The sequence below is a fragment of the Cyclobacterium xiamenense genome (assembly GCF_009467825.1).
GTDB classification, from domain to species: Bacteria; Bacteroidota; Bacteroidia; order Cytophagales; family Cyclobacteriaceae; genus Cyclobacterium; species Cyclobacterium xiamenense.
The window spans coordinates 40,614-61,732 of record NZ_WIOK01000030.1; the positions used below are offsets into that span (position 1 = coordinate 40,614).

At 49.8% G+C, this 21,119-nt stretch carries 15 protein-coding genes; 10 read left to right on the forward strand and 5 right to left on the reverse strand.

The window, feature by feature from the left end; translation table 11 throughout:
* Positions 1-257: 257 nt before the first annotated feature.
* From GCU44_RS18715 to GCU44_RS18730, 4 genes are all read left to right on the forward strand, one after another.
* Positions 258-1,406, forward strand: a complete 1,149-nt coding sequence (locus GCU44_RS18715) for a hypothetical protein (RefSeq protein ID WP_161993974.1) — start codon at positions 258-260, stop codon at positions 1,404-1,406.
* 83 nt (positions 1,407-1,489) lie between these two features.
* On the forward strand, positions 1,490-2,593 hold the full coding sequence (locus GCU44_RS18720; protein WP_154858561.1) for an imelysin family protein: 1,104 nt from the start codon (positions 1,490-1,492) through the stop codon (positions 2,591-2,593).
* A 102-nt stretch (positions 2,594-2,695) separates the two neighbouring features.
* The gene (locus GCU44_RS18725; RefSeq protein WP_241685022.1) at positions 2,696-3,982 is read left to right on the forward strand and encodes an HTTM domain-containing protein; all 1,287 of its coding nucleotides are present in this window, start codon (positions 2,696-2,698) and stop codon (positions 3,980-3,982) included.
* Entirely contained in the window at positions 3,966-6,443 is a 2,478-nt protein-coding gene (locus GCU44_RS18730) for a TonB-dependent receptor domain-containing protein (protein WP_241685023.1), read from the forward strand. Before GCU44_RS18725 ends, GCU44_RS18730 begins: the two co-directional genes overlap by 17 nt.
* A 286-nt stretch (positions 6,444-6,729) precedes the next feature.
* On the opposite strand, the gene GCU44_RS18735 is transcribed toward GCU44_RS18730, so the two are convergent.
* The 4 genes from GCU44_RS18735 to GCU44_RS18750 all read right to left on the reverse strand — a co-directional run bounded on the left by GCU44_RS18735 (position 6,730) and on the right by GCU44_RS18750 (position 10,025).
* Positions 6,730-7,134: a nuclear transport factor 2-like protein gene (locus GCU44_RS18735; RefSeq protein ID WP_154858563.1), complete on the reverse strand. Its 405-nt coding sequence runs from the start codon at positions 7,132-7,134 to the stop codon at positions 6,730-6,732.
* 219 nt (positions 7,135-7,353) lie between these two features.
* Complete coding sequence (locus tag GCU44_RS18740; protein ID WP_154858565.1) at positions 7,354-7,875, reverse strand: hypothetical protein; 522 nt, start codon at positions 7,873-7,875, stop codon at positions 7,354-7,356.
* 355 nt (positions 7,876-8,230) lie between these two features.
* Positions 8,231-8,683 (reverse strand): nuclear transport factor 2 family protein, encoded by a 453-nt coding sequence (locus GCU44_RS18745; protein ID WP_154858567.1) that lies wholly within the window; start codon positions 8,681-8,683, stop codon positions 8,231-8,233.
* Positions 8,684-9,218: 535 nt separating this feature from the next.
* Positions 9,219-10,025 (reverse strand): helix-turn-helix domain-containing protein, encoded by an 807-nt coding sequence (locus GCU44_RS18750; protein WP_161993975.1) that lies wholly within the window; start codon positions 10,023-10,025, stop codon positions 9,219-9,221.
* A 492-nt stretch (positions 10,026-10,517) separates the two neighbouring features.
* Here GCU44_RS18750 and GCU44_RS18755 point away from each other — a divergent pair, with 492 nt between their 5' ends.
* The 6 genes from GCU44_RS18755 (at position 10,518) to GCU44_RS18780 (ending at position 19,549) form a co-directional block, all read left to right on the forward strand.
* Positions 10,518-11,765 carry an MFS transporter gene (locus GCU44_RS18755; protein WP_154858571.1) on the forward strand — a complete coding sequence of 416 codons (1,248 nt, stop codon included), beginning with the start codon at positions 10,518-10,520 and terminating at the stop codon, positions 11,763-11,765.
* 27 nt (positions 11,766-11,792) lie between these two features.
* Positions 11,793-13,286 (forward strand): L-fucose/L-arabinose isomerase family protein, encoded by a 1,494-nt coding sequence (locus tag GCU44_RS18760; RefSeq protein ID WP_154858573.1) that lies wholly within the window; start codon positions 11,793-11,795, stop codon positions 13,284-13,286.
* Between the two features lie 28 nt (positions 13,287-13,314).
* Positions 13,315-14,844, forward strand: a complete 1,530-nt coding sequence (locus GCU44_RS18765) for a sulfatase family protein (protein WP_154858575.1) — start codon at positions 13,315-13,317, stop codon at positions 14,842-14,844.
* Between the two features lie 32 nt (positions 14,845-14,876).
* Positions 14,877-17,843 carry a glycosyl hydrolase gene (locus tag GCU44_RS18770; protein ID WP_161993976.1) on the forward strand — a complete coding sequence of 989 codons (2,967 nt, stop codon included), beginning with the start codon at positions 14,877-14,879 and terminating at the stop codon, positions 17,841-17,843.
* Positions 17,844-18,014: 171 nt separating this feature from the next.
* Complete coding sequence (locus GCU44_RS18775) at positions 18,015-18,572, forward strand: Uma2 family endonuclease (protein ID WP_154858579.1); 558 nt, start codon at positions 18,015-18,017, stop codon at positions 18,570-18,572.
* 326 nt (positions 18,573-18,898) lie between these two features.
* Positions 18,899-19,549, forward strand: a complete 651-nt coding sequence (locus tag GCU44_RS18780; RefSeq protein WP_154858581.1) for a hypothetical protein — start codon at positions 18,899-18,901, stop codon at positions 19,547-19,549.
* A gap of 86 nt (positions 19,550-19,635) precedes the next feature.
* Here the strand turns inward: GCU44_RS18780 and GCU44_RS18785 are convergent, their stop codons facing one another.
* Positions 19,636-20,805, reverse strand: coding sequence for a DUF4221 family protein (locus GCU44_RS18785; RefSeq protein ID WP_154858583.1), 1,170 nt, complete (start codon positions 20,803-20,805; stop codon positions 19,636-19,638).
* Between the last annotated feature and the right edge of the window lie 314 nt (positions 20,806-21,119).

Consider the following 21,119-nt stretch of genomic DNA (forward strand, 5'->3'; position numbering starts at 1 on the left):
AGGCGTCTCCGACGATAATTCCCCGGTTCTGTTTTTTCAGCCGTCTTCGAAGAGATAGGCGCCAGGTCCGAGGGCGGCGTTTGCCAGGGACGAAGCATTGGCTATCGTGCAGCATCCAGGCACTTACTTTTTTCTGATTTTTATTTAGAATTAGTTTAAATAAACAAAACTTTTATATATTTGTCATCAGAAAACGCAGGGAGGCGTTTTCGAAACCGAAACCAATATTGTAGATAAACCATTTAAATTAGTACTGAATGAAACGTTTGTTTGATAATCGTTACCTAATGCTTACTGCCCTTTTTATACTGGGGCTTGCCTGTTTTTCGTGTGACAATGGGGACGATCCCATTCGTCCGGACTTACAGCTACCTACCACCTATGACGGCTCGAATTTTTCCACCTCCACTGGCACACAAGCAGCGGTATTGACCCAGCTTTCGTCACTGACCACCGAAATGCAGCGCGGTCGTCAAGGTCAAACGGTTACCTTAGCAACACTGGAGAGCCTGTACGAAGCGGGAAATCCAAGTGTTGAGACCGTTACCACTACCTATTATGCCGGTCGAATCACCGGTGCCGACGGTTGGTTGGATGAATTGGCCAAGGCAAGTGGCGGTACGGTGTATACGCCAGGTGAACCCGCGGGACAGGGCGGTACGCTAGGCGGCTATCTGTTTGACGAAAATGGCCTGGAACTGGAGCAACTGGTAGAAAAAGGCTTGTTCGGTGCGGCCCTGTACAACCACGCTACTACGCTGCTGTCTCCCCAAATGACTGGCGAGCAAGTAGATCAGACACTTGCTATTTTTGGTGCTACCCCCGCTTTTTCTAACTCGGGTTCTTCCAACGTTGCTTCGGATGTACGGGACCGCTTCATGGCCAATTACGCTGCACGTCGCGACAAAAATGACGGCAACGGCTTGTATTCCCAAATGAAAGCGGCTTTCCTGAAATTGCAGGCTGCTACTGCGGCAGGTCAGGAGTACCAGGCAGAAAAAGACGAGGCCATCGCAGAAGTGAAGTTACTTTGGGAAAAGGCCAACGCGGCCACGATCATCAATTACTGCCACTCGGCGATTAGTAAGTTGAGCGCAACCAATCCATCTCCCGATGATGTGGGCTCAGCCTTGCATTCTTATGGTGAAGCGGTTGGCTTTTTGCACGGCTGGCGGACCATTCCCCAGGCAGACAAGCGAATTAGCGATGCGCAAATCGATCAATTGCTGGTATTGTTGAATGCACCGCAGGACGGAGTTGCGAGCGCTTACAAATTTGCAACCGACCCTGTAAATGAATTGCCAAAGCTCACGCAAGTGATTGATCAGCTGCAGACGTTGTATGAATTTAGCACCCAGGATATCGAAGATTTCAAGAAAAACTGGGTTAGCGAACAAGGGCGCTAGGCTGTCCCAGGATACGACTCACCAAACTTTTTCTTTGGTGAGTCGTTTTTGAGTTCCCACGTAGTCAAAATCAAAAATAAATTATGAACCGACGATTCTACTCAACCGCTCTGCTCCTGGCATTATTGGTTGGTTTCTTCGCTTGTGAAGAGGGTGAGACACCGATACAGAATAGCTTCGATCGAGGCGAGATGTTGGAAAACATGGCTCAGAACCTGATTATCCCTGCCTACACCGACTTGCAGACGCGCGTTGGTGCCCTGGAAAGCAGTGCCGAGAGCTTTACACAAAATCCCGATGTGAATTCCCTGCAGTCCTTACAAGCTGCCTGGGAGGCAGCGTATTCCTCCTGGCAATACGCTAATGCCTACAACTTCGGCCCAGCGGGAGAAGAGGGTATCCGCAGGTCCTTGCTAGAGGAAGTAGGCACCTTTCCCGTCTCTGAGGAAAAAATCGAAAACGCCATTACAGGCACAGCCAATTTCAATGATTTTAACCGGGATGCCCGGGGTTTTCTGGCGGTGGAATACCTGATTTTTGAAACAGGAAATTCGAATGCAACCGTGGTAGAAGCCTTTGCCTCCCAAAACAGGAAAGACTTCCTACTAGGCGCTGTGGCCGATATTGAAAGACGGGTGACCGAGGTGCTTTCGGCATGGAACAGCGGCTATGCTTCCGAATTTACACAAAATCGTGGTACGGATGTGGGAAGCAGTACCTCCATGCTGTACAACGAGTTTGTAAAAAGCTTTGAAAGTGCAAAAAATTTCAAGCTGGGTTTGCCTTTGGGCAGAAGACCGGGCCAAACGCAAGCAGAACCACAGTTGGTGGAGGCCTGGTATTCCGGCACTTCCACCACCATGCTGAAAGAACACCTGCAAGCCATCGAGCGAATCTGGCAAGGACGTGGCGGACAGGGGCAAAATGGCCCCGGATTCCGGGAGTACCTGCAATCGGTGGAAGGAGGGGCGGCGCTTATTGAGGCCACCGAGGCACAGATGACAGCGGTAAAGGCTGCACTGGAAGCGTTGCCGGATTCCCCACCCCTCTCGGAGCAAATTCAGCTAGCACCGGAACCTGCCGATCGACTCCATACGGAACTCCAGAAACAGACCCGCTTTTACAAAAGCGATATGTCCTCCCTGCTAGGGATTTCCATTACGTTCAGTAGTGGGGATGGAGACTAAGGGAAAAAAATTCGAAATGTCAATTGATTGCTTCTTGTGCTGACAGGTACTTTCCTTGCTAATTTCCTGGCTTCTATACGCATAGAAGTCCTCTCAAACAAATTGAGGGAGCGCGTTCGAGCGACTCCCTTTTCTGTCTTTCGGGGGGTTTTTGGTCTGCTAATGGCCTTTGGTGCCGCACGCTTTATGTGGCTGGGCTGGATCGAAGACCATTATTCCGATCCGATCGTTCACTTTCATTATTGGGGTTTTGGATGGGTGGAACCCTTCTCGGCGGAGATCCTTTATGCGATCCACTGGGTGATGCTGCTGGCGGCTTTTGGTGTAATGCTTGGGACGCGGTGGCTGTACCGGCTTTCGGCGCTGACCTTGTTCCTAACCTTTACGTATACCGAACTTATCGACCTCACCTACTACCTCAATCATTACTACTATGTAAGTATTGTGTGTGCCCTGCTCTGCATCGTGCCCTCGCCTCCGTCCCTGTGGGACCGGGAAGCACGCATTCCCCGCTGGGTTTTGGTCGTTTTTAAGTTTCAGATTGCCATCGTTTATATCTATGCAGGACTTGCCAAAATCAACTACGATTGGCTCGTTCTGGCATTGCCGCTGAAAATCTGGCTTCCTGCGCACGATACCGTGCCGGTACTGGGTCCCCTTTTCGCCTGGTCGGTGACGGCCTATATTTTTTCCTGGTTTGGGATGCTGTACGATTGCCTTATCGTGTTTTTCCTGCTCTATAAGCCTACCCGAATTTGGGCCTACCTCACGGTTATTGCCTTTCATTCCCTTACGGGGCTGCTCTTTCAGATTGGAATTTTCCCACTGGTGATGATGGGAGGTACCTTGATTTTCTTTGATTTTGAAAGGCGTCCACAACTCGCCCTTGCCCCAAAAGCTCCGGTCCGGCCCAGAGAGCGCGTACTGGCCGCCGTTTTGCTGCTTCACTTCGCTTTCCAGCTGATTTTTCCCTGGCGGTACCTGCTGTACGAGGGGAATGTATTCTGGACGGAACAAGGGTACCGGTTTGGCTGGCGCGTCATGCTCATGGAGAAAGCGGGTACCGCCACATTTTATGTTAAGGATAGCCAAACAGGCCGGGAGGGCGTCGTCGATAACCGGGAATTTTTAAACCCCCATCAGGAAAAACAAATGGCCATGCAGCCGGATATGATTCTTCAATTTGCCCATTTTCTCGGTACACACTATGCCGAGAAAGGGGTTCAGGACCCGCAGGTGCGTGCGGAAGTCTATGTCACCCTCAACGCGCGTCCGAGCCGTTTACTCATCGACCCAACCGTTGACCTAATGAAGGAAACCGATTCCTTTCGACCCAAAACCTGGATAGTACCCTTTGAAAACAATGCAGAAAATGCCCTATCGCAGTAACGAAAATACGACAATAAAGAAACGAAAAGGAGTAGCCAGGTCGTTGCTTCCCCTGTTGATGCTATTGGCTGGGGTAGCCCTGTCTTTTCAGGTTCGGGCCCAGACTTTTACTGTTTCCGGGACCGTTCGCATCGTTGGGGAGGCCTGTATGGGTACGCCCAAAGTGGTGGTTCGCGGCAGCAGTCTGGGGGTTTCAGTGGATGCAGTGGGGAGTTTTCGGCTGGAGGGTATACCGGCAGGGGGACAGACGCTGGTGGCATTTTGCCTGGGCAAAAAGATGGCCGAACAAACGCTTATTGTCGATCGGGATACAGAGGGTTTGGAATTTGTGTTGGCGGATATTGAAAATGAGCTCGAAGACGTTCAGGTGGATGGAAGCAGGGCAGAAAGTTTTGCTGCCGCCCGTTTGGCCTCCGTGGAGAATTTTGGTGTCTACGACGGTCGCAAAAGTGAAGTCATCGTACTCAAAGAAATGGTTGCCAATACCGCCACCAACAACGCAAGGCAGGTATATTCGCGGATTACCGGACTCAATATCTGGGAAAGCGATCAAACCGGGTTGCAGCTCGGGATTGGTGGCCGGGGGCTAAGTCCCAACCGTACCTCGAATTTTAACGTACGGCAGAACGGCTACGACATTTCAGCGGATGCCCTGGGTTATCCGGAGTCCTACTATACGCCTCCAGTGGAGGCCCTGGAGCGAATCGAAATCGTGCGGGGTGCCGCTTCCCTGCAATACGGCACGCAGTTTGGCGGCATGCTTAATTTTCGCTTTCGCCGGGGAACCGAAGATGCCAAAATACGCCTAACCAGCCGCCAATCCGCGGGTTCCTGGGGGTACTTCGGATCGTTCAATAGCCTGGAGGGTACGGTAGGAAACCTCCGCTATTACACCTTTTACCAGCACAAACGCGGAGATGGGTACCGTCCCAATTCCGGATTTACGGCGCACAATTTCTATACCTCCCTGGACTATACCTTTAGCGAAAAACTATCGACCAGCCTGGAGCTTACCAAGATGACCTACCTCACCCAGCAAGCGGGTGGCCTGACCGATCGGCAGTTTGAGGAAAATCCCCGTCGCTCCTTTCGGGACCGGAATTGGTTTAAGGTGGACTGGAACCTTGCCGCCCTGGCATTTACCTACAATTTTTCCGATCGGACGAAGCTCAATACGCGTAATTTCGCCCTGCTGGCCTCCCGCCAATCCGTCGGCAACCTGGAGCGCATCAACGTCGCCGACTTTGGTGAGGAACGGACGCTGATTGCGGGCGATTTTCGGAATTTCGGTAACGAAACCCGGTTATTGCATTGGTACCGCATGGGGAAAGAGACCCAGACCTTTCTGGTCGGAACACGCGCTTACCACGGTACCACCACGGCCAAACAAGGCTGGGGCAGCCGGGGCGCGGATGCAGATTTCCGGTACCTGAATCCGGATGATTTGGAGGATTCGGACTACGTATTTCCCAACCGCAATTATGCCCTGTTTGCTGAGAATATCATCAATTTCAGCCCGAAATTCAGTCTGACCCCGGGCGTACGGCTGGAAAATATTCAAACCTTTGCGGATGGCTATTACAAACAGTACGTGTTTGACGGGGCCGGCAATGTCCTGGTAGAAAACCGTTTTGACGAGGAATTGGAGCGCCGGCGCAGTTTTCTGCTCTTTGGGCTGGGCTCGAGTTACCGGCAAAGCGAATCCGTGGAGTTCTACGCAAATATTTCGCAGAATTACCGGGCAATTAATTTTACCGATTTGCGCATTAACAACCCGAATTTGCGGGTGGATCCTGCGATTACCGACGAGCAGGGGTATACGGCCGATTTGGGGGTAAAGGGTAGTAAGAGCGATCGGTATACCTACGAAGTCACCTTGTTTTACCTGCGGTACTTTGGCAAAATCGGCCAGGTACTTCGTACCGATTCGGTGCTATTTAACGACTACCGGTACCGTACCAATATTGCGGATGCCCGGAATATGGGGCTGGAGGCATTTGGCGAAGTTTCCCTACTCAATCTATTGGGAAAAGATAGCGAGCGGATAAAATGGACGCTATTCGGTAACTTCTCCCTGATAGACGCCCGGTACATCCGCACCCAGGATGCAGCCATTCGCAATAAAAACGTAGAGATGGTACCTCCGGTAACGGTAAAACTGGGAAGTACGGCACGTTACAAGGGACTTTCCGTCTCGGCCCAGTATTCCTACGTGGATGCTCATTTTTCCGATGCCTCGAATGCCGTTCGAACGGCTACGGCGGTGGAAGGGCTGATTCCTTCCTATGCCGTGGCAGATATTTCTGCCATTTACCGGTGGAAGTCGCTCGCACTTGAAGTCAGTGTCAACAACCTCTTTGATGAGCAGTACTTTACCCGGCGCGCAGATGCCTATCCGGGACCGGGCATTATCGCTGCAGATGGCCGTGGTTTCTATGCAACGCTGGAAATGAACTTTTGACCTGCAATCGGTGGCACAATTGATTCAGCAGGGGTGCTTCCCACAACAGGCACAGGTCCGTTTCGGGTATGGGGCAAACCGGATTAAGCTGTTCCTCCTCGCGTTTTCCAGGCAGTTTCGGAAGGATCGGGCCTGGTTTAATCGTTTTTTTTTGCAGGCACCCGGGAAGGGGTAAAAAAAGCCAGGCCCCACGAGTACCTGGATTTTTAATCCACAAATAACCTATTTTTCTCATTGTAACAGGCGTGAATTCGGTGGTGCAAGTGGCCGAATTCCAATGACCGGACTACCTCCTGAGTGGACTGGCGTCGAAATGGTTTTCCTGTTCGGTGATGTTACCTGCGTCATCGATTTGAAAGCGGTCGGCCACCCGTAAGTTGATGCCCGAAAACCTCAGCTTAATATTTGCCCTGCTAATGATGGAAGTTTGCTCTTCGTTGTAGAAATGATCCAATACAGTAATGGATATGCCCTCCAGAAACGGTTCCAGGGGCTGCCACCAGCGTTCGTAGAGGTTTAGAATCCCCACGATCGGCTCATAAACACCTCCTGGAGCGATTGGCGCACGAAAGATGATATCATCACTAAAGGGAATCAGGGAAAAGGATTTTGTCCGCAAGCCGTCGAAGTACGCCTCGGCTGCTTTTTTAAGTAATTTTTTTCGGTTTTGTTCAAGAAGTGCATTTTTCATGACAGGATGTGGTTTGCGTGTAGTGTCGATCGTTTCGTTTAGGGCAGGAATCGTTCGTATTGTTTGGCTTACCGGAGCTTGGCTAGGAATACCGTTCGTTGTTTCGGGTATTTTTTGCTTGCAATCGAATGAGTGATGCGATTTCGCGGGTTGTCCCAAAACGTGTGGCTTTTGCGTATGTTCTCCGTTCACACGATTCCAGTAAACCGATTTATGGGCCTATTGCCAATCCGTATCACCCGTAAGCGACAGGGTAGAGGTTCGTGGCGTCTTCCACCAGTGGTTTGCGCTGATGAGGCTATTTCCCGCGGGTAACGAGAAGCGCTGCCCGCGTGGGAGGTGAAAACAACGTCTCCAGCAAATCCTGGGTAGTGCTCGTGTACGTTCTTCCGATGGATTGATTTTATCTGCACATCCAGCTATGATAACGGTTGGGGGAGCCTCCTCGGTGAGGCCGGGCTCCTCGGCACCTCTTTGCCCAAGCAGTGGGGTTTCCTTGCATTCCCTTGCAGCAATAGCAGGTTCCTTCCGATTCGATCCCGAAATGCCCGGGCGTGGCCCCGGCTTCATTCCTCCTGGGTCGGTAGTTTCCAGGTGCCGGCCCCTCCTCTGGAGTAGGAACCGGTTTGTCAGGCTGGTATCCTTTTCCAGTATAAGTATTCTCGGCTGGCTGGTGCCTTGAGCCAAACTGTACGAGGTACTGGAAAGGGTAATCGTAGTTGAAATGCGAAATTTTTTCATGGCTAGTACAGTGGGTAGTGATTGGTACGTGTAATCCGGTAGTTCAGAGGTGGTAGGGGCCTTTTTACCGGTGCAGTTTTTCGTTTCGGATCGTATTTTTGGGCCATTGCAAGTGTTTCTACCGACCTGGATGCGTTCCCTAGTTGGGTTCGGCCTGCGCCCATCAGCCCTTACATGTCAGGGGGTTTTTTACGGAGAATCGCATCGATTATCGCGCACTTGCAAGGTATTGCTCGCAAGCTTGCCGCGCATCGACAGGTGGCGCTAGCCGGCTTTATAAATGTGTTGCTAATCGGTTAGTTATTCGATAGGCAGGGTCGGGCAAATGCAAAAGCCCTCCGCCTCCCAGTTTCGGCTAGCGAAGCTGTTCCACAAAATGTTCGTGGTCCCAGAACACTTTTATTTCCTCGATTTTGTTTTGTTCATTAAAACGGAAAATGAAGATGTGCTCCGAAACAAAGAATTTCCCCTGGCTTGGTAGTCCGGCAAAGTCCTTTTCCTGTGTTCCGAAAATCTCTACCGTGCAGGTCACTTCGTTTTCGGCCATGTTGTATTGCTGATCGATAACCGTATTGTCTAAATCTGGAAAAGAATCCATAAGCGCGGACCAAACACCCATTCCGACCTCTTTGATTTTCCCGCTAAATCCGCTGCCCAGGGGGATAAATGAAATCTTTCCATCAGGCCTGCACAGGCCGAGCATCCGGTCTGCTTCCATGTCCTGATACGCTGAAAAAAACTCAATGCAGATTCCTTTTTTAAGGAGAATTTCCTGATTCGCTTTACTTGTTTTTGTTGTTGTTTTCATCCTTTTGTTAGTTGTTGGTGAGTTAGGGGTAGGTAAAAGTAGTAGTGATTTAGTTTCGGGCAATGGAGTGCTTTCTCCGAATGCTTTTGATCAAATTTACATCAACCAAAATTGGCATACTTGTAAAAATGCGCACGGTGATTGCCAATCACGGGGAATTGCTTTTTTCCGGTAAAGGTTTTCGGCATCGCTGTTTTTATTAATCGTTTAAAGATTGGGTTTGGTACCTTGCGCTCCTTTCTGCGTGCCTACTTTCAAGGAGTATGCCTGCCGGTGAAGGATCAAAACAAACGTAAGGAATGATCTGGGAAGAAATTAGGTCAAATGTTCCAAAAATTGCGACAGATGTTCCACCAGCAAAAAAGGCGTTTTCATCCAATGTCTTCGGGAAGGCATGTGGGTGGTAGCTACGCCAACGGAACGTACAATCAATCCAAGTGTACTTTAAAAACCAGCTTTACCGGCGAGGGGCTTTCTTGCTAACCCCTGTCCTGTTGAAGCCGGTCTCCGTTGTACCTAAGACAGCCGTTTCGTACTATTTGTCCAAATAGCGAATCAATTCCCGGTGTTTTTGGTGGTAGTCGGAAGGGTTCATGTGGTTGAACGTTTTATAATCTTTTATCAAATGGGACTGGTCATGGAAACCGTTTGCAGCTACTATGTCCTGCCAGTCAATTTTTTCCCGATTGGCTACGGTATTGGATAAGTAGCTAAATCGTTTGATTCGCGCGTACAGCTTGGGAGAAATGCCTACCTTTTCCAAAAACCGTTTTTCCAGGTACCGTCTGCTTACAGAAAATTGGCGTAGTACTTCCTCAATGGAAACCATCCCCGCCTTTGTATGAATAAAGTCAATCGCTTCGTCGATGATACTGAGTTTTGATTTGGCTGCAGGTAGGAACGTTTCCAAAAAAGTTTCCAAAATCAAAACCTTTTTCTCAGGGTCGCAGCTGCCTTTTAGGGAGCGATGCGTTGCCTGAATGCTCTCACCCAGGACCTTTGCCAGGTCCATGCGTTGGTTGACCAGTTCAGGCATGGGGAATCCAAAAAAATTATACAAGGAAGCGGGGTGCAGGACTGCGCCAATCATCCCTATTTTTCCGTTTACCTCCAGGTGGTAATTTGCCGTAAACTGTCCGGAGGCAAAGATCAGGGGGACTTGTTCTTTTTGGTCTTCGGTTTGGTACGCCCAATAGGGGTCGGCGTAATTGAAAACCAAGCCATTGTATCCGGAGGGAGGACTTTGGACCAGTATTTTCTCCTCCTTTTCACTTTCCCAAATAAAGAAGCAGTCCACATAGGGACGAAGTTGCTCGGAAGGAAGGTGTTTTGTATACTTCATTGGGATAAGGGAATGGGATAAAGACCCGATTTCAGTAGTTCCGTCTGAATTAGAACTACATATTCGTATAAAAAAATGAAATAAAAAAAAGGTTGCAAATAAAATTTCACTGGTATGCATCCTTACGCTTCCTGGAATCTTCGGCAGGGAGCCCGGTACACTTCTGGCAGGAATAAATGGGTGGTTGGCTACCGGTAGCAGTTCCTTGAATTTTTCCCGTAGTCGACGGTGAGTAGCCGAGGATGAATGGATCGCGACCATATGATTGGCTGGTACTAACCAAAAAGACACCCGCTTTCATCCACTGATCAACACAGCCTCGTCCACTTAAATTGCTGGTAGGTTAACAAGGGAAATGCCGGTGGGGCTGTCGGCCGAACCGAGTAGAAGCTGCGTTGAAGAAAAAATGATGCGGAGAATCGATACAATGACTTGTATTTCGGGATTTATGGTGATAGTATTGCTGGAAACTCCTGAGCATCACCGACTACAATGAGCCCAAAAATCCGCTGGTACGTATTGGCCCTGGTATTTCTTGCCACCGGTTTGAATTTTCTCGACCGGCAGGTACTTTCCATGACCATCCTCAAGATTCAGGAGGAATTGTCCATTTCGGACGTGCAGTACGGATGGGTCAATACGGGCTTTCTCGTTAGCTATGCCCTGATGTTTACCGTAGGCGGCCGCTTGATTGACAAGGTAGGAGGAAAGGTAGGTCTGGGCATCTCGGTGGGCGTCTGGTCGGTGGCCAGTGCCCTGCATGGACTTATGGGCAATTTTTACCAGTTGGTGGGATTCCGGTTTTTGCTGGGCATGGGGGAAGGAGGCTGTTTTCCCGGAGCAGCGAAGACCGTGTACGAATGGTTTGGGAAAAAGGAGCGGGCCCTGGCCAACGGCGTGGCCATTGGTGGGGCGGCCATTGGTGCCGTTGTAGCGCCTCCCCTGACCATCCTGATTTCCGGGCAGTACGGCTGGCGTTGGGCCTTTATCTTGCCGGGCCTGGTTGGCCTGGTCTGGGTCGTCGCCTGGTTTGCCCAATCCTGGAAAAAAAGCCTGCATGCGCAGCGTCGGGCGGGCAGTTCCCAAACGGAAAGGCCGATTCGGGTGCCCATGGTCGATTTATTGAAAAACAGGACCGTGTGGGCATTTATTTTGATCCGCTTTTTGCTGGACCCGGTGTTTTATTTTTTGATGTTTTGGGTACCCAAATACCTCAATCAGGAACGCGAGCTGTCCTTCGAGCGGATCGGGGAACTGTTTTGGATCCCCTTTCTGGCCTTGGGCTTGTCAAACATGCTGGGCGGCTGGTGTTCGGATAAGCTCATTGCCCGAAATCTCAGCGTCGATGCTGCCAGAAAATGGGTCATGGGTTTTGCAGCTGCGGTCACCCTGGTGGCGCCTTTTATTTCTACCGTTTCCTCGGTGGAGGTAGCCATTTTGCTTATGTCGCTGGTAATGCTGGCCCATGGGTTTTGGATCACCAACTACATTACGGCCATTGCCGATATGTTTGGCAATCAGGCCACCTCCACGGTGGTGGGGCTGTCGGGAACGGCCGGGGCGATTTCCGGCATGCTCTTGAATCCGGTTATTGGCTGGGTGGCACAAAATTATTCCTACGGTCCCTTGTGGTTGGTTTCCGGACTGATGTATCCCCTGGCTTTTTGTATATTGCTTATCCGAATACCCTCGATTACTGCGCTGGAATTCAAGCCGCCAAAAGGCGCAGGTGCCGGGTGATTCGCCAATATTTCACCGAGCAAAAACATGGAAAAACGCACGAATGAACCAAATCCAGCCGGGGAGCAGCAGCCCTGGGAACGAAGACAGGAAACCAGGCCCCGGATCGGTGTGTTTGGGGTGGGATACGTCAAGTACTGGCCCCAATTCGAAGGCTTGTTGGAAGATCTCTTAGAAAAACAACGGATCTTTCTCGATAAACTTGCGCCCCTGTCGGTGGAGGTCATTGATTTTGGCATGGTAGACGATGCCCAATCCGCTTATGCCCTGGTGCCCAAACTCAAGGCGGCCAATCTGGATTTGATCTTTTGTGACATGCTGACCTACGCCACCTCCAGCACCTTTGGGGTGATCATCAAGACCATCGAGACGCCCATCGTATTGGTGGCCTTACAACCGGACAAGGCCATGGATTACAGCCGGGCTTCGACCTACATGCAGCTGTACAACGACGATGTGTGCTCCCTGCCCGAATTTGCAGGCGTAGCGCTGCGCATGGGCAAACCGGTGCCCGAGGTCATCATCGGCACACTGCACGAGGACCCGGGAGCCGATGCGCAAATCGAGGAGTTTTGCCGCATTGCCCAGGTGCTGCATGGATTGAAAAATGCCCGAATCGGCCATATCGGGCATCCCATCGAGGCCATGCTCGACATGCATACCGATGCGACCATGCTAACGGCGCATTTTGGGGTACACGTGGTGCAGTGCGAGGCCAATCAACTTGTGCACCAGTATGTCCACCAGGTGAGCGAGGCAGAGGTAGGCCAGGAGGAAAAGCGCATCCTGTCGTTTTTTGATACACCGGACCCGGTGTCCGACCCCATTTCCGAAAAATTGCGACCGGCCGATTTAGAGGTAGCAGCGAGGGCTTCCCTTGCCTTAAAAAAATTTGTGGCTAGCGAAAAACTGGACGGCCTGGCCTATTACTACAATGGTGAGCCCAAAAGCGATACCCAACAGGTTATGGCCAATCTGATCGTGGGCAATTCCCTGCTCACCAGCTCGGGTTTTCCCATGTGTGGGGAATCGGACTTAAAGACCTGTTTGGCCCTATTTATCATGGACCGTTTGGGGATCGGTGGAAGCTTTGCGGAGTTTCATCCGGTGGATTTCATCGAAAACTTTATCCTGGTGGGCCATGATGGCCCACACAACATATCCATCGCCCAGGGGAAGCCGGTCTTGCGAAGTTTAAAGAAATACCACGGCAAGCCGGGCTTTGGTGCAGGCGTGGAGTTTAAGATCAAGGAAGGGCCTATTACCATGTTAAGCATAAGCTCGACCTTCGAAGGAAAATTCAAATTTGTCATTGCCGAAGGAGAATCGGTGGAAGGACCCATCCCACCCACCGGGAATACCAATACCCGGGGTTTCTTTAAGCCGGATGTGCGCACCTTTCTTACGAAATGGATCAAGGAAGGGCCTACCCACCATTTTGCGCTGGGCATTGGGCACCATGCCGGTAGCATTCAGAAAATTGCCAACTACCTGCATATAGAATCGGTGGTGGTATCGTAAACCCAGTGCAATCCAAAACCAACTACCCATGAAAACCGCTTTTAATCTGATCCAAAAGAAATCCAATTCGGGCCGGCACGATCGTCCTGTAGGATATAGTGAAGGCTATTTGTATAATCTTTTGAGAAATGTACGTTTATGGGCCTATCCGCTGTCGCTGTTTTCCGCCTTGCTGGTTTTTTCGAGCTGTTCCCAGAAAGAGGGGGAGGAAAAATCAAGCCCGAATATCCTGATTATCCTAACCGATCAGCAAACCAATGATGCCATCAGTTACCTGGGTAATCCCCATTTGGCGACACCCGCGATGGATCAGTTGGCAGCAGAAGGTACCTATTTTACAGCATCGTACTGTACCAGTCCGGTATGCGGCCCCGCCAGAAGCAGCCTGATTACCGGACGGATGCCCCACGAAACGGGCGTTGTCTGGAATTCCACACATATTGATTCCTCCCTGCCCACGATTGGCCATCTTTTTCAAGATGCAGGATATCAGACAGCCTGGGCAGGAAAATGGCACCTTCCCCAAGCCTATCCTGCCAAAACGAAAATGGATTCGGTGGCTGGTTTTCGGGTGATCCCCTTTCAATCTCTGGATGAGGCCTGGGACCTGGGTGCCGACACGGATGGTCCCATTGCAGATGCAGCAGTGCAGTATATCCGTGCATACAATGAAGAAGCCCCTTTCCTTCTAGCCGTTTCCCTGCACAATCCCCATGACATCTGTTACGTGCCCAGAAGACCGGAGGACTATGCCAGGGCCGATGAGTTGGACTCGCTCCCTCCCTTGCCTCCGAACTTTGAAATTGCTGAAGATGAACCAGAATTTCTTGCGGAAAAGCGGTTGATGGATCATTACGGGGATGAGCTGTTGTTAACCAGCGACTACAGCCCCGAAGACTGGCGAGCCTACCTGTACCATTATTACCGGTTTACGGAGATGGTAGACAAAGAGATCGGGAAGATCCTGCGGGCTTTAACAGACAAAGGTCTGGATGAGAATACGATTGTGGTCCTGACCAGCGAACATGGCGATGGTGCCGCTGCGCACCGCTGGGCGGCCAAGTTGAGTTTATATGAAGAGGCAGCTACGGTGCCCTTTATCATCCGCTGGAAGGGGCACATTCCCTCCGGAAGTATAAACCGGGATCAGTTGGTCTCCGGTATGGACCTGGCGCCCACCTTACTGGATTATGCCCGGGTCGAAAATAATGTTCAGTTTACCGGTAAAAGCCTGAAGCCGGTCTTGGAAGATCCCCGGAAGAATTTACGGGACTATTTGGTGGTGCAGTTGGCCGACGATAAACTGGATTCCAGCAGGCATGCGCGAATGATTCGGGATAAGCGCTTTAAATATAACCTGTATAACCAGGGAGAACGCAACGAACAATTGTTTGATCTGTGGGAAGATCCGGGCGAAACAATGAATCTGGCGGATGCAGTAAATTACCAGTCAGTCAAAAGCCGGCTGAAAGGGGCATTGTCCGAATGGATCCGGGAGCACAACGATCCATTTCTGGAATGGCGTCCATTGCCGGAAAACGGCTCCCTTGCCCCCTAGTACCGAACGTCCCCCCACAAAATCTCCAGACCATGAATATAAAAACCAAAGACCTACTTATCCTGGCCGGCTTTTTCGCCGGAATTCTCGTGCCTGGTTTTGGCCAAAACAGCCCGGAATATGAAACGGTACGGCGAGGCTTCCAAAACCCGCCTGCTGCTGCCCGTCCCCATGTCTACCATTGGTGGCTGGGTGGCCACGTAGACAGCCTTCGGTTAAAGGAAGAAATTCGTGCATTCAAAGAAGCCGGGGTATCGGGGTTTACCATCTTCGAAATCGGCTCCAGGGATACCGTTCTGGTAGGAACAGGCCCGGAATTTTTGGGGGAAGAGTCCCTGAAAACCATCCAATTTGCCGTAGAGGAAGCGGGAAAGCTGGGGATGCAGGTAGGCTTGAATACGGCCAGTAGCTGGAATGCAGGCGGCAATTGGCTGACCCCCGAACATGCCGCCAAATCTATTTATCAATCTAAGGTCAACCTTTCGGGTGGCAAACGGCAGGAAGTTTCCATTCCCTTTCCCGAAATACCGGAAACCGATCCAAGAGGAAGAAAGCGAATGATCGAATTCGGAACGGACGGAAAACCCGTCTATGCGGAGGAGATCGCCCTGCTGGCGATTCCTGAATTCCCCGGCAATAGTCTGGCCGATACCAGCCAAATCCGGGATATTTCCGAATTTTTCGATCCGGAAACGGAGATACTGGATTGGGAGGCTCCGGAAGGGGAATGGAAAATCATAAGGTACGTATGTTCCAATTCGGGCGAAAACCTGATCTTGCCCAGCAAATATTCTGCAGGACCCATTGTGGATCATTATGATGCAGACGCTACCGCTTTTCATTTCAATTATATCATCGAGCGGCTGCAATCGGTACTGGGAGATCTGCGGCAAACAGCGCTGAAAAGCCTCTACATGGCCAGTTACGAGGCCCGGGGTTTTACCTGGACGCCCACGCTTCCGGAGAAATTCAGGATGATCAATGGATATGATGTCAAAAAACTCCTGCCCATCCTATTTGAGGAAGCGGAATTTTCAGCCGAAACAACAGCCAATTTTCGGGCTGATTTTCAGCGCACCTTGTCCGAACTGATGATTCATAATTTTTACATGAAATCCAAAGAAGTCTGCAATGCCCATGGCCTCAAAAACAACAGTGAGGCCGGAGGACCCGGCCTTCCCTTGCACAACGTTCCCGTGGAACCGCTAAAAGCCCTGGGAAAAGGACTGGATATTCCCAGGGGTGAGTTCTGGATCAATCACGGTCGCTACAACGAAGACGGGATGGATATTTTGCGGGTGGTGAAAGAAGTTTCTTCGGCTTCTCACATGTATGGTCTGGGAATTGTGGAAATGGAAGCCTTTACTTCCTTTCAACATTGGCAGGAAGGCCCCTTTGAGATGAAGCCGATCGGAGACCGGGCCTTTGCGGAAGGCATGAACAAGGTGGTGGTGCATGGATCTACCCATAACCCGCAAGGGACGGGCGTTCCAGGAATCGTCTACCACGCCGGTACCCATTACAATGACAAACGGGTATGGTGGCCCAAGATCCGGCCTTTTAACGAATACCTGGCCAGGATTTCCTATATTCTTCAGGAAGCTGATTTCCAAGCTGATTTTCTTTATTACTATGGAGATACCATACCCAACTATGGTGGACACAAACGAGGCAGATTTTCCCCGGGGGCAGGGTATGATTACGAACTACTTAATACGGAGATACTCCTTGGGCTGGAAGTACAGGAAGGAAAGATCATTAACCCCATAAATGGAGCGAAATTCAGCGTGCTGGCACTGGCGGAAGAACATGAAATCCATCCGGAGGTATTGCTCAAACTAAAAGAAATGGCAGAAAATGGTGCGGTAATCATCGGTCCCCGGCCGAAAGCGATCGCCCGCAGAAAATTAAAACCCGACATGCCTGGGATGCAAGGATGGCTGGATGAGCTTTGGCAGGCGGATAAACCAAAGGAAATCTCGTCCGGGGCACCAGTGATTTATCAGGATGCAGACCCGACAGGAATGATGCAGAGGATGGGAATCGCGCCAGATCTCGATTATGCGGACAAGCATTTCTATACCCTGGACTACACCCATCACCAAAAGGGAGATCTGGATTTTTATTTTGTCGTCAATACCACGGGAGATTGGGTTTCCCGAAGCCTGACGTTTCGCCAACAGGGGAAGGTCCCAGAAATCTGGGATCCGGTTTCGGGGCAGGTAGCCGCTGCAACTATTTACGAACAAAAGGAACAGGGCATTGTCGTACCGCTGACGCTGGCTCCTTGCGAAAGCAAGTTTGTTGTTTTTGCTCCGGGAAATAGTACCGCCCATTTTACTCAAATCGCAGGTGCCGGTCTGCACCCTCCAAAAATAAGCTATGTGCCGGATGGAATCGAGATATGGGACGAGGGGATCTTCGTTTTGTATGAAGAAGAAGGGGCCCGGGAAATTCACAACAGCCTCCGGCAAACCGTGCTGGACGGTGCCTGGGAGGTTTTCTTCCCCGAAGGCTGGGGAGCTCCGGAAAAGGCGATTTTTCCGGAACTGACATCCTGGGCGACATCGGATGTGGAGGGTATTAAGTATTTTTCCGGAACTGCTCGCTACGAAAAGCAATTTGTACATGCCCTTCATCCTACCGACCATGCCGATGCCAAAACCTACCTGAAACTGGGCGACCTTTCGCATGTGGCGGAAGTCTGGCTAAACGATAAGCCGCTGGGCATTACCTGGGCCAAGCCGCACCGCTTTGATGTGACCGACCTGCTCCGTCCCGGGATCAATAGCTTGCGGATAGAAGTGGCCAATACCTGGTCCAACCGGATTACAGGAGACGCATTGACCGGAGAAACCTACACCCAAACCCATATTGAGGAAACCAATATTCATGGGATCAGCCATATCCGGGTACCCTGGGCGGAAGTACCCTTGATTCCGTCCGGATTGTTTGGGCCCGTTACGCTTCGTGCCCTGGTACCGGTGCCCTTGCCCTGATTGGCCGGATTCTTAAGAAGAAATCAGCTGATTAGACCTCACCAAGTCTACGAGCAAATCCGGCAGTTTACGCGAATGTATGGTTCGAAAATCTCGTCTTCTTACCTTATTAAACCCACTGGTATTTAAATCGGAAATTGACTATCTTTAACACAGAATAAGCGAAATAGTATGGCAACTGAAGTCGTAAAGCGGTTGATCAATGTAGAGGAGTACCACCAAATGGGGGAGATGGGCATTTTAAAGCCGGACGACCGTTTGGAACTGATACACGGTGAAATATACGAGATGAGCCCCATTGGAAGTAAACACGCAAGCATCGTCAATAAATTGGCTAGCCTGTTGAATGAGCTGTTCAAAAATAAGGCAGTCGTCGGCGTTCAAAATCCAGTTCAAATCGATGACAGGAATGAGCCCGAACCGGACATTTCCCTATTAAACTATCGGACGGACTATTATGCCTCCGCGCATCCGGCCCCTGCCGATGTGCTGGCAATCATCGAAGTGTCCGATGCGTCTATTCGTTTTGATAGGGAAGTAAAGTTGCCTCTCTATGCCTCACACGGCATTTTAGAATACTGGATGATCGATCTGGGCAACAATTGGATTGATGTCCATACGAATCCGAAAAAAGGAACCTATGCCAGCATCCGACGATACCTGCCCGGTGAGGAAATTCCCCTCATGGAGCAAACACTTTCTGTGAACGAGGTGCTTATTTTGCGTTAGGTTGGTGTCTTTTTTTTGAAAGCCATTCTGCCATTTCCTTTTTGCTACGTTGCATTTCAATTTAACCGACCCAACCGCAAGAAACAGGTATTCGCCGTATTCCTTTTTGTGCTGGCCCTGCGGCCTCTTGCCTTTGCCCAAAACCGCCTGCCGGAAATCAGGGAAGATATTCCCATAGATTCCATACGGTTGAGTGATCCCTGTATTTTGGCAGACGCTGAAAAGTTTTGAAGTGGATGATTCGGGAGATAAATTTGTCCTGGGACAGCTAGTTAATGGTAATGGGACGGTATACTAAACTCCTTTACTAATCGTTCTTTAGTTAAATGATGATTAGAAACACCGCCTTTCTCGCTTTATTGCTTCATGTGTTTTCGTGTTCTGAGGATATCCCCTCACCAGGAGAGCCGGAAGAAATGGAAGAGCCTACGGAAGTGGACGAGACTACCGAAGATCTCGCGGATCCGATATGCGGATTTGAGTTGGATCAGGAGGGAGATCCCTTACCGCTGATAGGCGATTGGGAGTTTGTCGGTTTTGAACATCTGGAAACAGGCAATTTTTACCCGTATACCTGTACGGCGAGATTGGCTCATCTTACCCATTATCAGGGAGGATACGATAATAGGCTGGAAGAATATGATTTTCCATTATACCTGAAGTTAACGGATCAGGAATGGGCTGAGGAAGATGAGGCATGTCAGGGAAGGTTTAAACTGGAAACCAGGACCCATCTGGGGGTACTTCATTCCTGTTTTTCTTACGATAAGCAGGGAGCGATTGGGTTTGAAGTTGGCTTGCCCTATTGGGATTTTCCAGAAGGCGGCACCATTATTTTTCCGGAGGAAAGCCACCATATCGCCTACTCGGGGGGTCTTGAGAAGGCTGTTTCCTACGAAATTGAGGCCAACCGGCTGTATGTGTATTACGATAGCGAGGACTACCGCATGGTGTTTATCGCATTGGAGGAAAAGTAGGATTTTGGAGAAAATCTATGTTTGCAACGTAATCCCATGCCATTTTGGCACATCAAGCTAAAGGTAAATGATTACGATTTGATTAGCTATTGATAGCTGAAATCCATCACGGCAAATCCCAATTCATCGGCTACATTGACATGACTCCATAGTTTTCCACCCTTAAAAAAGCCACCCTTTGGCAAGGAAGAAAGATCTTCGACGCTTGTCTCTCCGATAAGTTCCAGTTCCTCAGTGAAAGCCATCAGGAAGATTTCCAGTTCAGCATCGGCAGACTCCGTTTTGTGAGACAGGACCCTGCTTGCAAACCGAAAATACAGCCCGGATTTTTCATCCCAGATAAAGCTCCAATAACTGATTTGCGTAGCCAGTTTTTTTATTTCCTCCTCAAATTCCTCCGGGCTATGCACCCTGTTTTTAACCACTCCCGTTTTTTCCAGGTGTAACAGGGTAAGGGGGAATTCCCGGTAAACAAGGCAATCCAATATGGGATTGTATATGTAAATACCGTTTCCGACGGTACAGGAAATCAGTACCTTTCCGTTTAAATGCTGTAAAAATGGCAACTCAATCTTCAGGCCGCCACCGTCGCCTCCTCCTGTGTGGATGGTAAATTGATTCGCTTTCTGGAATTCGGGGAGGGCCACCATGCGTTTTCGTTCTCCCAGAGAATCCAGTACGGCAAGGTAATATTCCCTGGTTTCGTAATGAAGGGGTAGCGAATACAATTGATCAAGAGAAGAATTAAACACGATCCGGTTTGTCACAGAGGCGGATTCAACGGGGAACCCGTCAGTAATTTTTTCCACCTTCAAATCCCAGGACCTTACTTTTTCTCCGGATTGGTGGATAATGGCCGGCTGCCTAAAACTTGGGAAAAAGAACCGTCCTTCGCCTAATGGCTGAAAACTAAAGGTAAGTCCCGGACTATTGGGTCCTTCTTTTTCAAAAAAATACGAATTAATTAGTTTTAAAGAATCCAAATGTATTCGTTGCAATTTTGGGGATTTGTAATTGAGGATATGGTAGTAGCGGCCATCTGCAGAAGCTGCACCGATAAATGGAATGCCAAAGTCAATCAGCTCAGCTCCTGTATCCACCATCAGCGTATCCATGGAAAACGCGAAGTTTTCCAATAGGTTTCTTTGTTTGGCCTGCTGAGCGGTTGGTTTTTCGTTACAAGAAAAAACCGTTGCAAGACATGCAACGATCAGCAACGGCTTCATTTTTTCAAAACCAAAAAGATGCATAGGCATGGTGGCTGGCTTATCGTAGTAAGCGCTGAGGAATACCGGTTCTCTCCAATCACCGGCACTGCCAAAGCTGTTTTCACACCTGATGTGCAGAGAACGGGTCCATCTAATTTAACGACCCATGTATTCGTTGATTGGTAGTTTGATATTGAGGATGTTAATATAACTATATAAATAATAAAAATCCAACCAATTGGTTGTTCACCGCTGGAATTGACCAATGCTATTAAGTTAAGCTTTTTGGTTTATTTTTCTGGTTTCAAAATTGAATAATTTTGATTTTTAGCTTCCCTTTCTTGGCTCTTTATTAAGCTAGG

Bases quoted from the DNA above. Each gene is read 5' to 3' on its own strand.
- GCU44_RS18750 (WP_161993975.1), bottom strand. From the start codon at position 10,025: ATGAAGTATACAAAACACCTTCCTTCCGAGCAACTTCGTCCCTATGTG.
- GCU44_RS18740 (WP_154858565.1), bottom strand. From the start codon at position 7,875: ATGAAAAAATTTCGCATTTCAACTACGATTACCCTTTCCAGTACCTCG.
- GCU44_RS18735 (WP_154858563.1), bottom strand. From the start codon at position 7,134: ATGAAAAATGCACTTCTTGAACAAAACCGAAAAAAATTACTTAAAAAA.
- GCU44_RS18770 (WP_161993976.1), top strand. From the start codon at position 14,877: ATGAATATAAAAACCAAAGACCTACTTATCCTGGCCGGCTTTTTCGCC.
- GCU44_RS18730 (WP_241685023.1), top strand. From the start codon at position 3,966: ATGCCCTATCGCAGTAACGAAAATACGACAATAAAGAAACGAAAAGGA.
- GCU44_RS18765 (WP_154858575.1), top strand. From the start codon at position 13,315: ATGAAAACCGCTTTTAATCTGATCCAAAAGAAATCCAATTCGGGCCGG.
- GCU44_RS18775 (WP_154858579.1), top strand. From the start codon at position 18,015: ATGGCAACTGAAGTCGTAAAGCGGTTGATCAATGTAGAGGAGTACCAC.
- GCU44_RS18785 (WP_154858583.1), bottom strand. From the start codon at position 20,805: ATGCCTATGCATCTTTTTGGTTTTGAAAAAATGAAGCCGTTGCTGATC.
- GCU44_RS18715 (WP_161993974.1), top strand. From the start codon at position 258: ATGAAACGTTTGTTTGATAATCGTTACCTAATGCTTACTGCCCTTTTT.
- GCU44_RS18760 (WP_154858573.1), top strand. From the start codon at position 11,793: ATGGAAAAACGCACGAATGAACCAAATCCAGCCGGGGAGCAGCAGCCC.
- GCU44_RS18780 (WP_154858581.1), top strand. From the start codon at position 18,899: ATGATGATTAGAAACACCGCCTTTCTCGCTTTATTGCTTCATGTGTTT.
- GCU44_RS18755 (WP_154858571.1), top strand. From the start codon at position 10,518: ATGAGCCCAAAAATCCGCTGGTACGTATTGGCCCTGGTATTTCTTGCC.
- GCU44_RS18720 (WP_154858561.1), top strand. From the start codon at position 1,490: ATGAACCGACGATTCTACTCAACCGCTCTGCTCCTGGCATTATTGGTT.
- GCU44_RS18745 (WP_154858567.1), bottom strand. From the start codon at position 8,683: ATGAAAACAACAACAAAAACAAGTAAAGCGAATCAGGAAATTCTCCTT.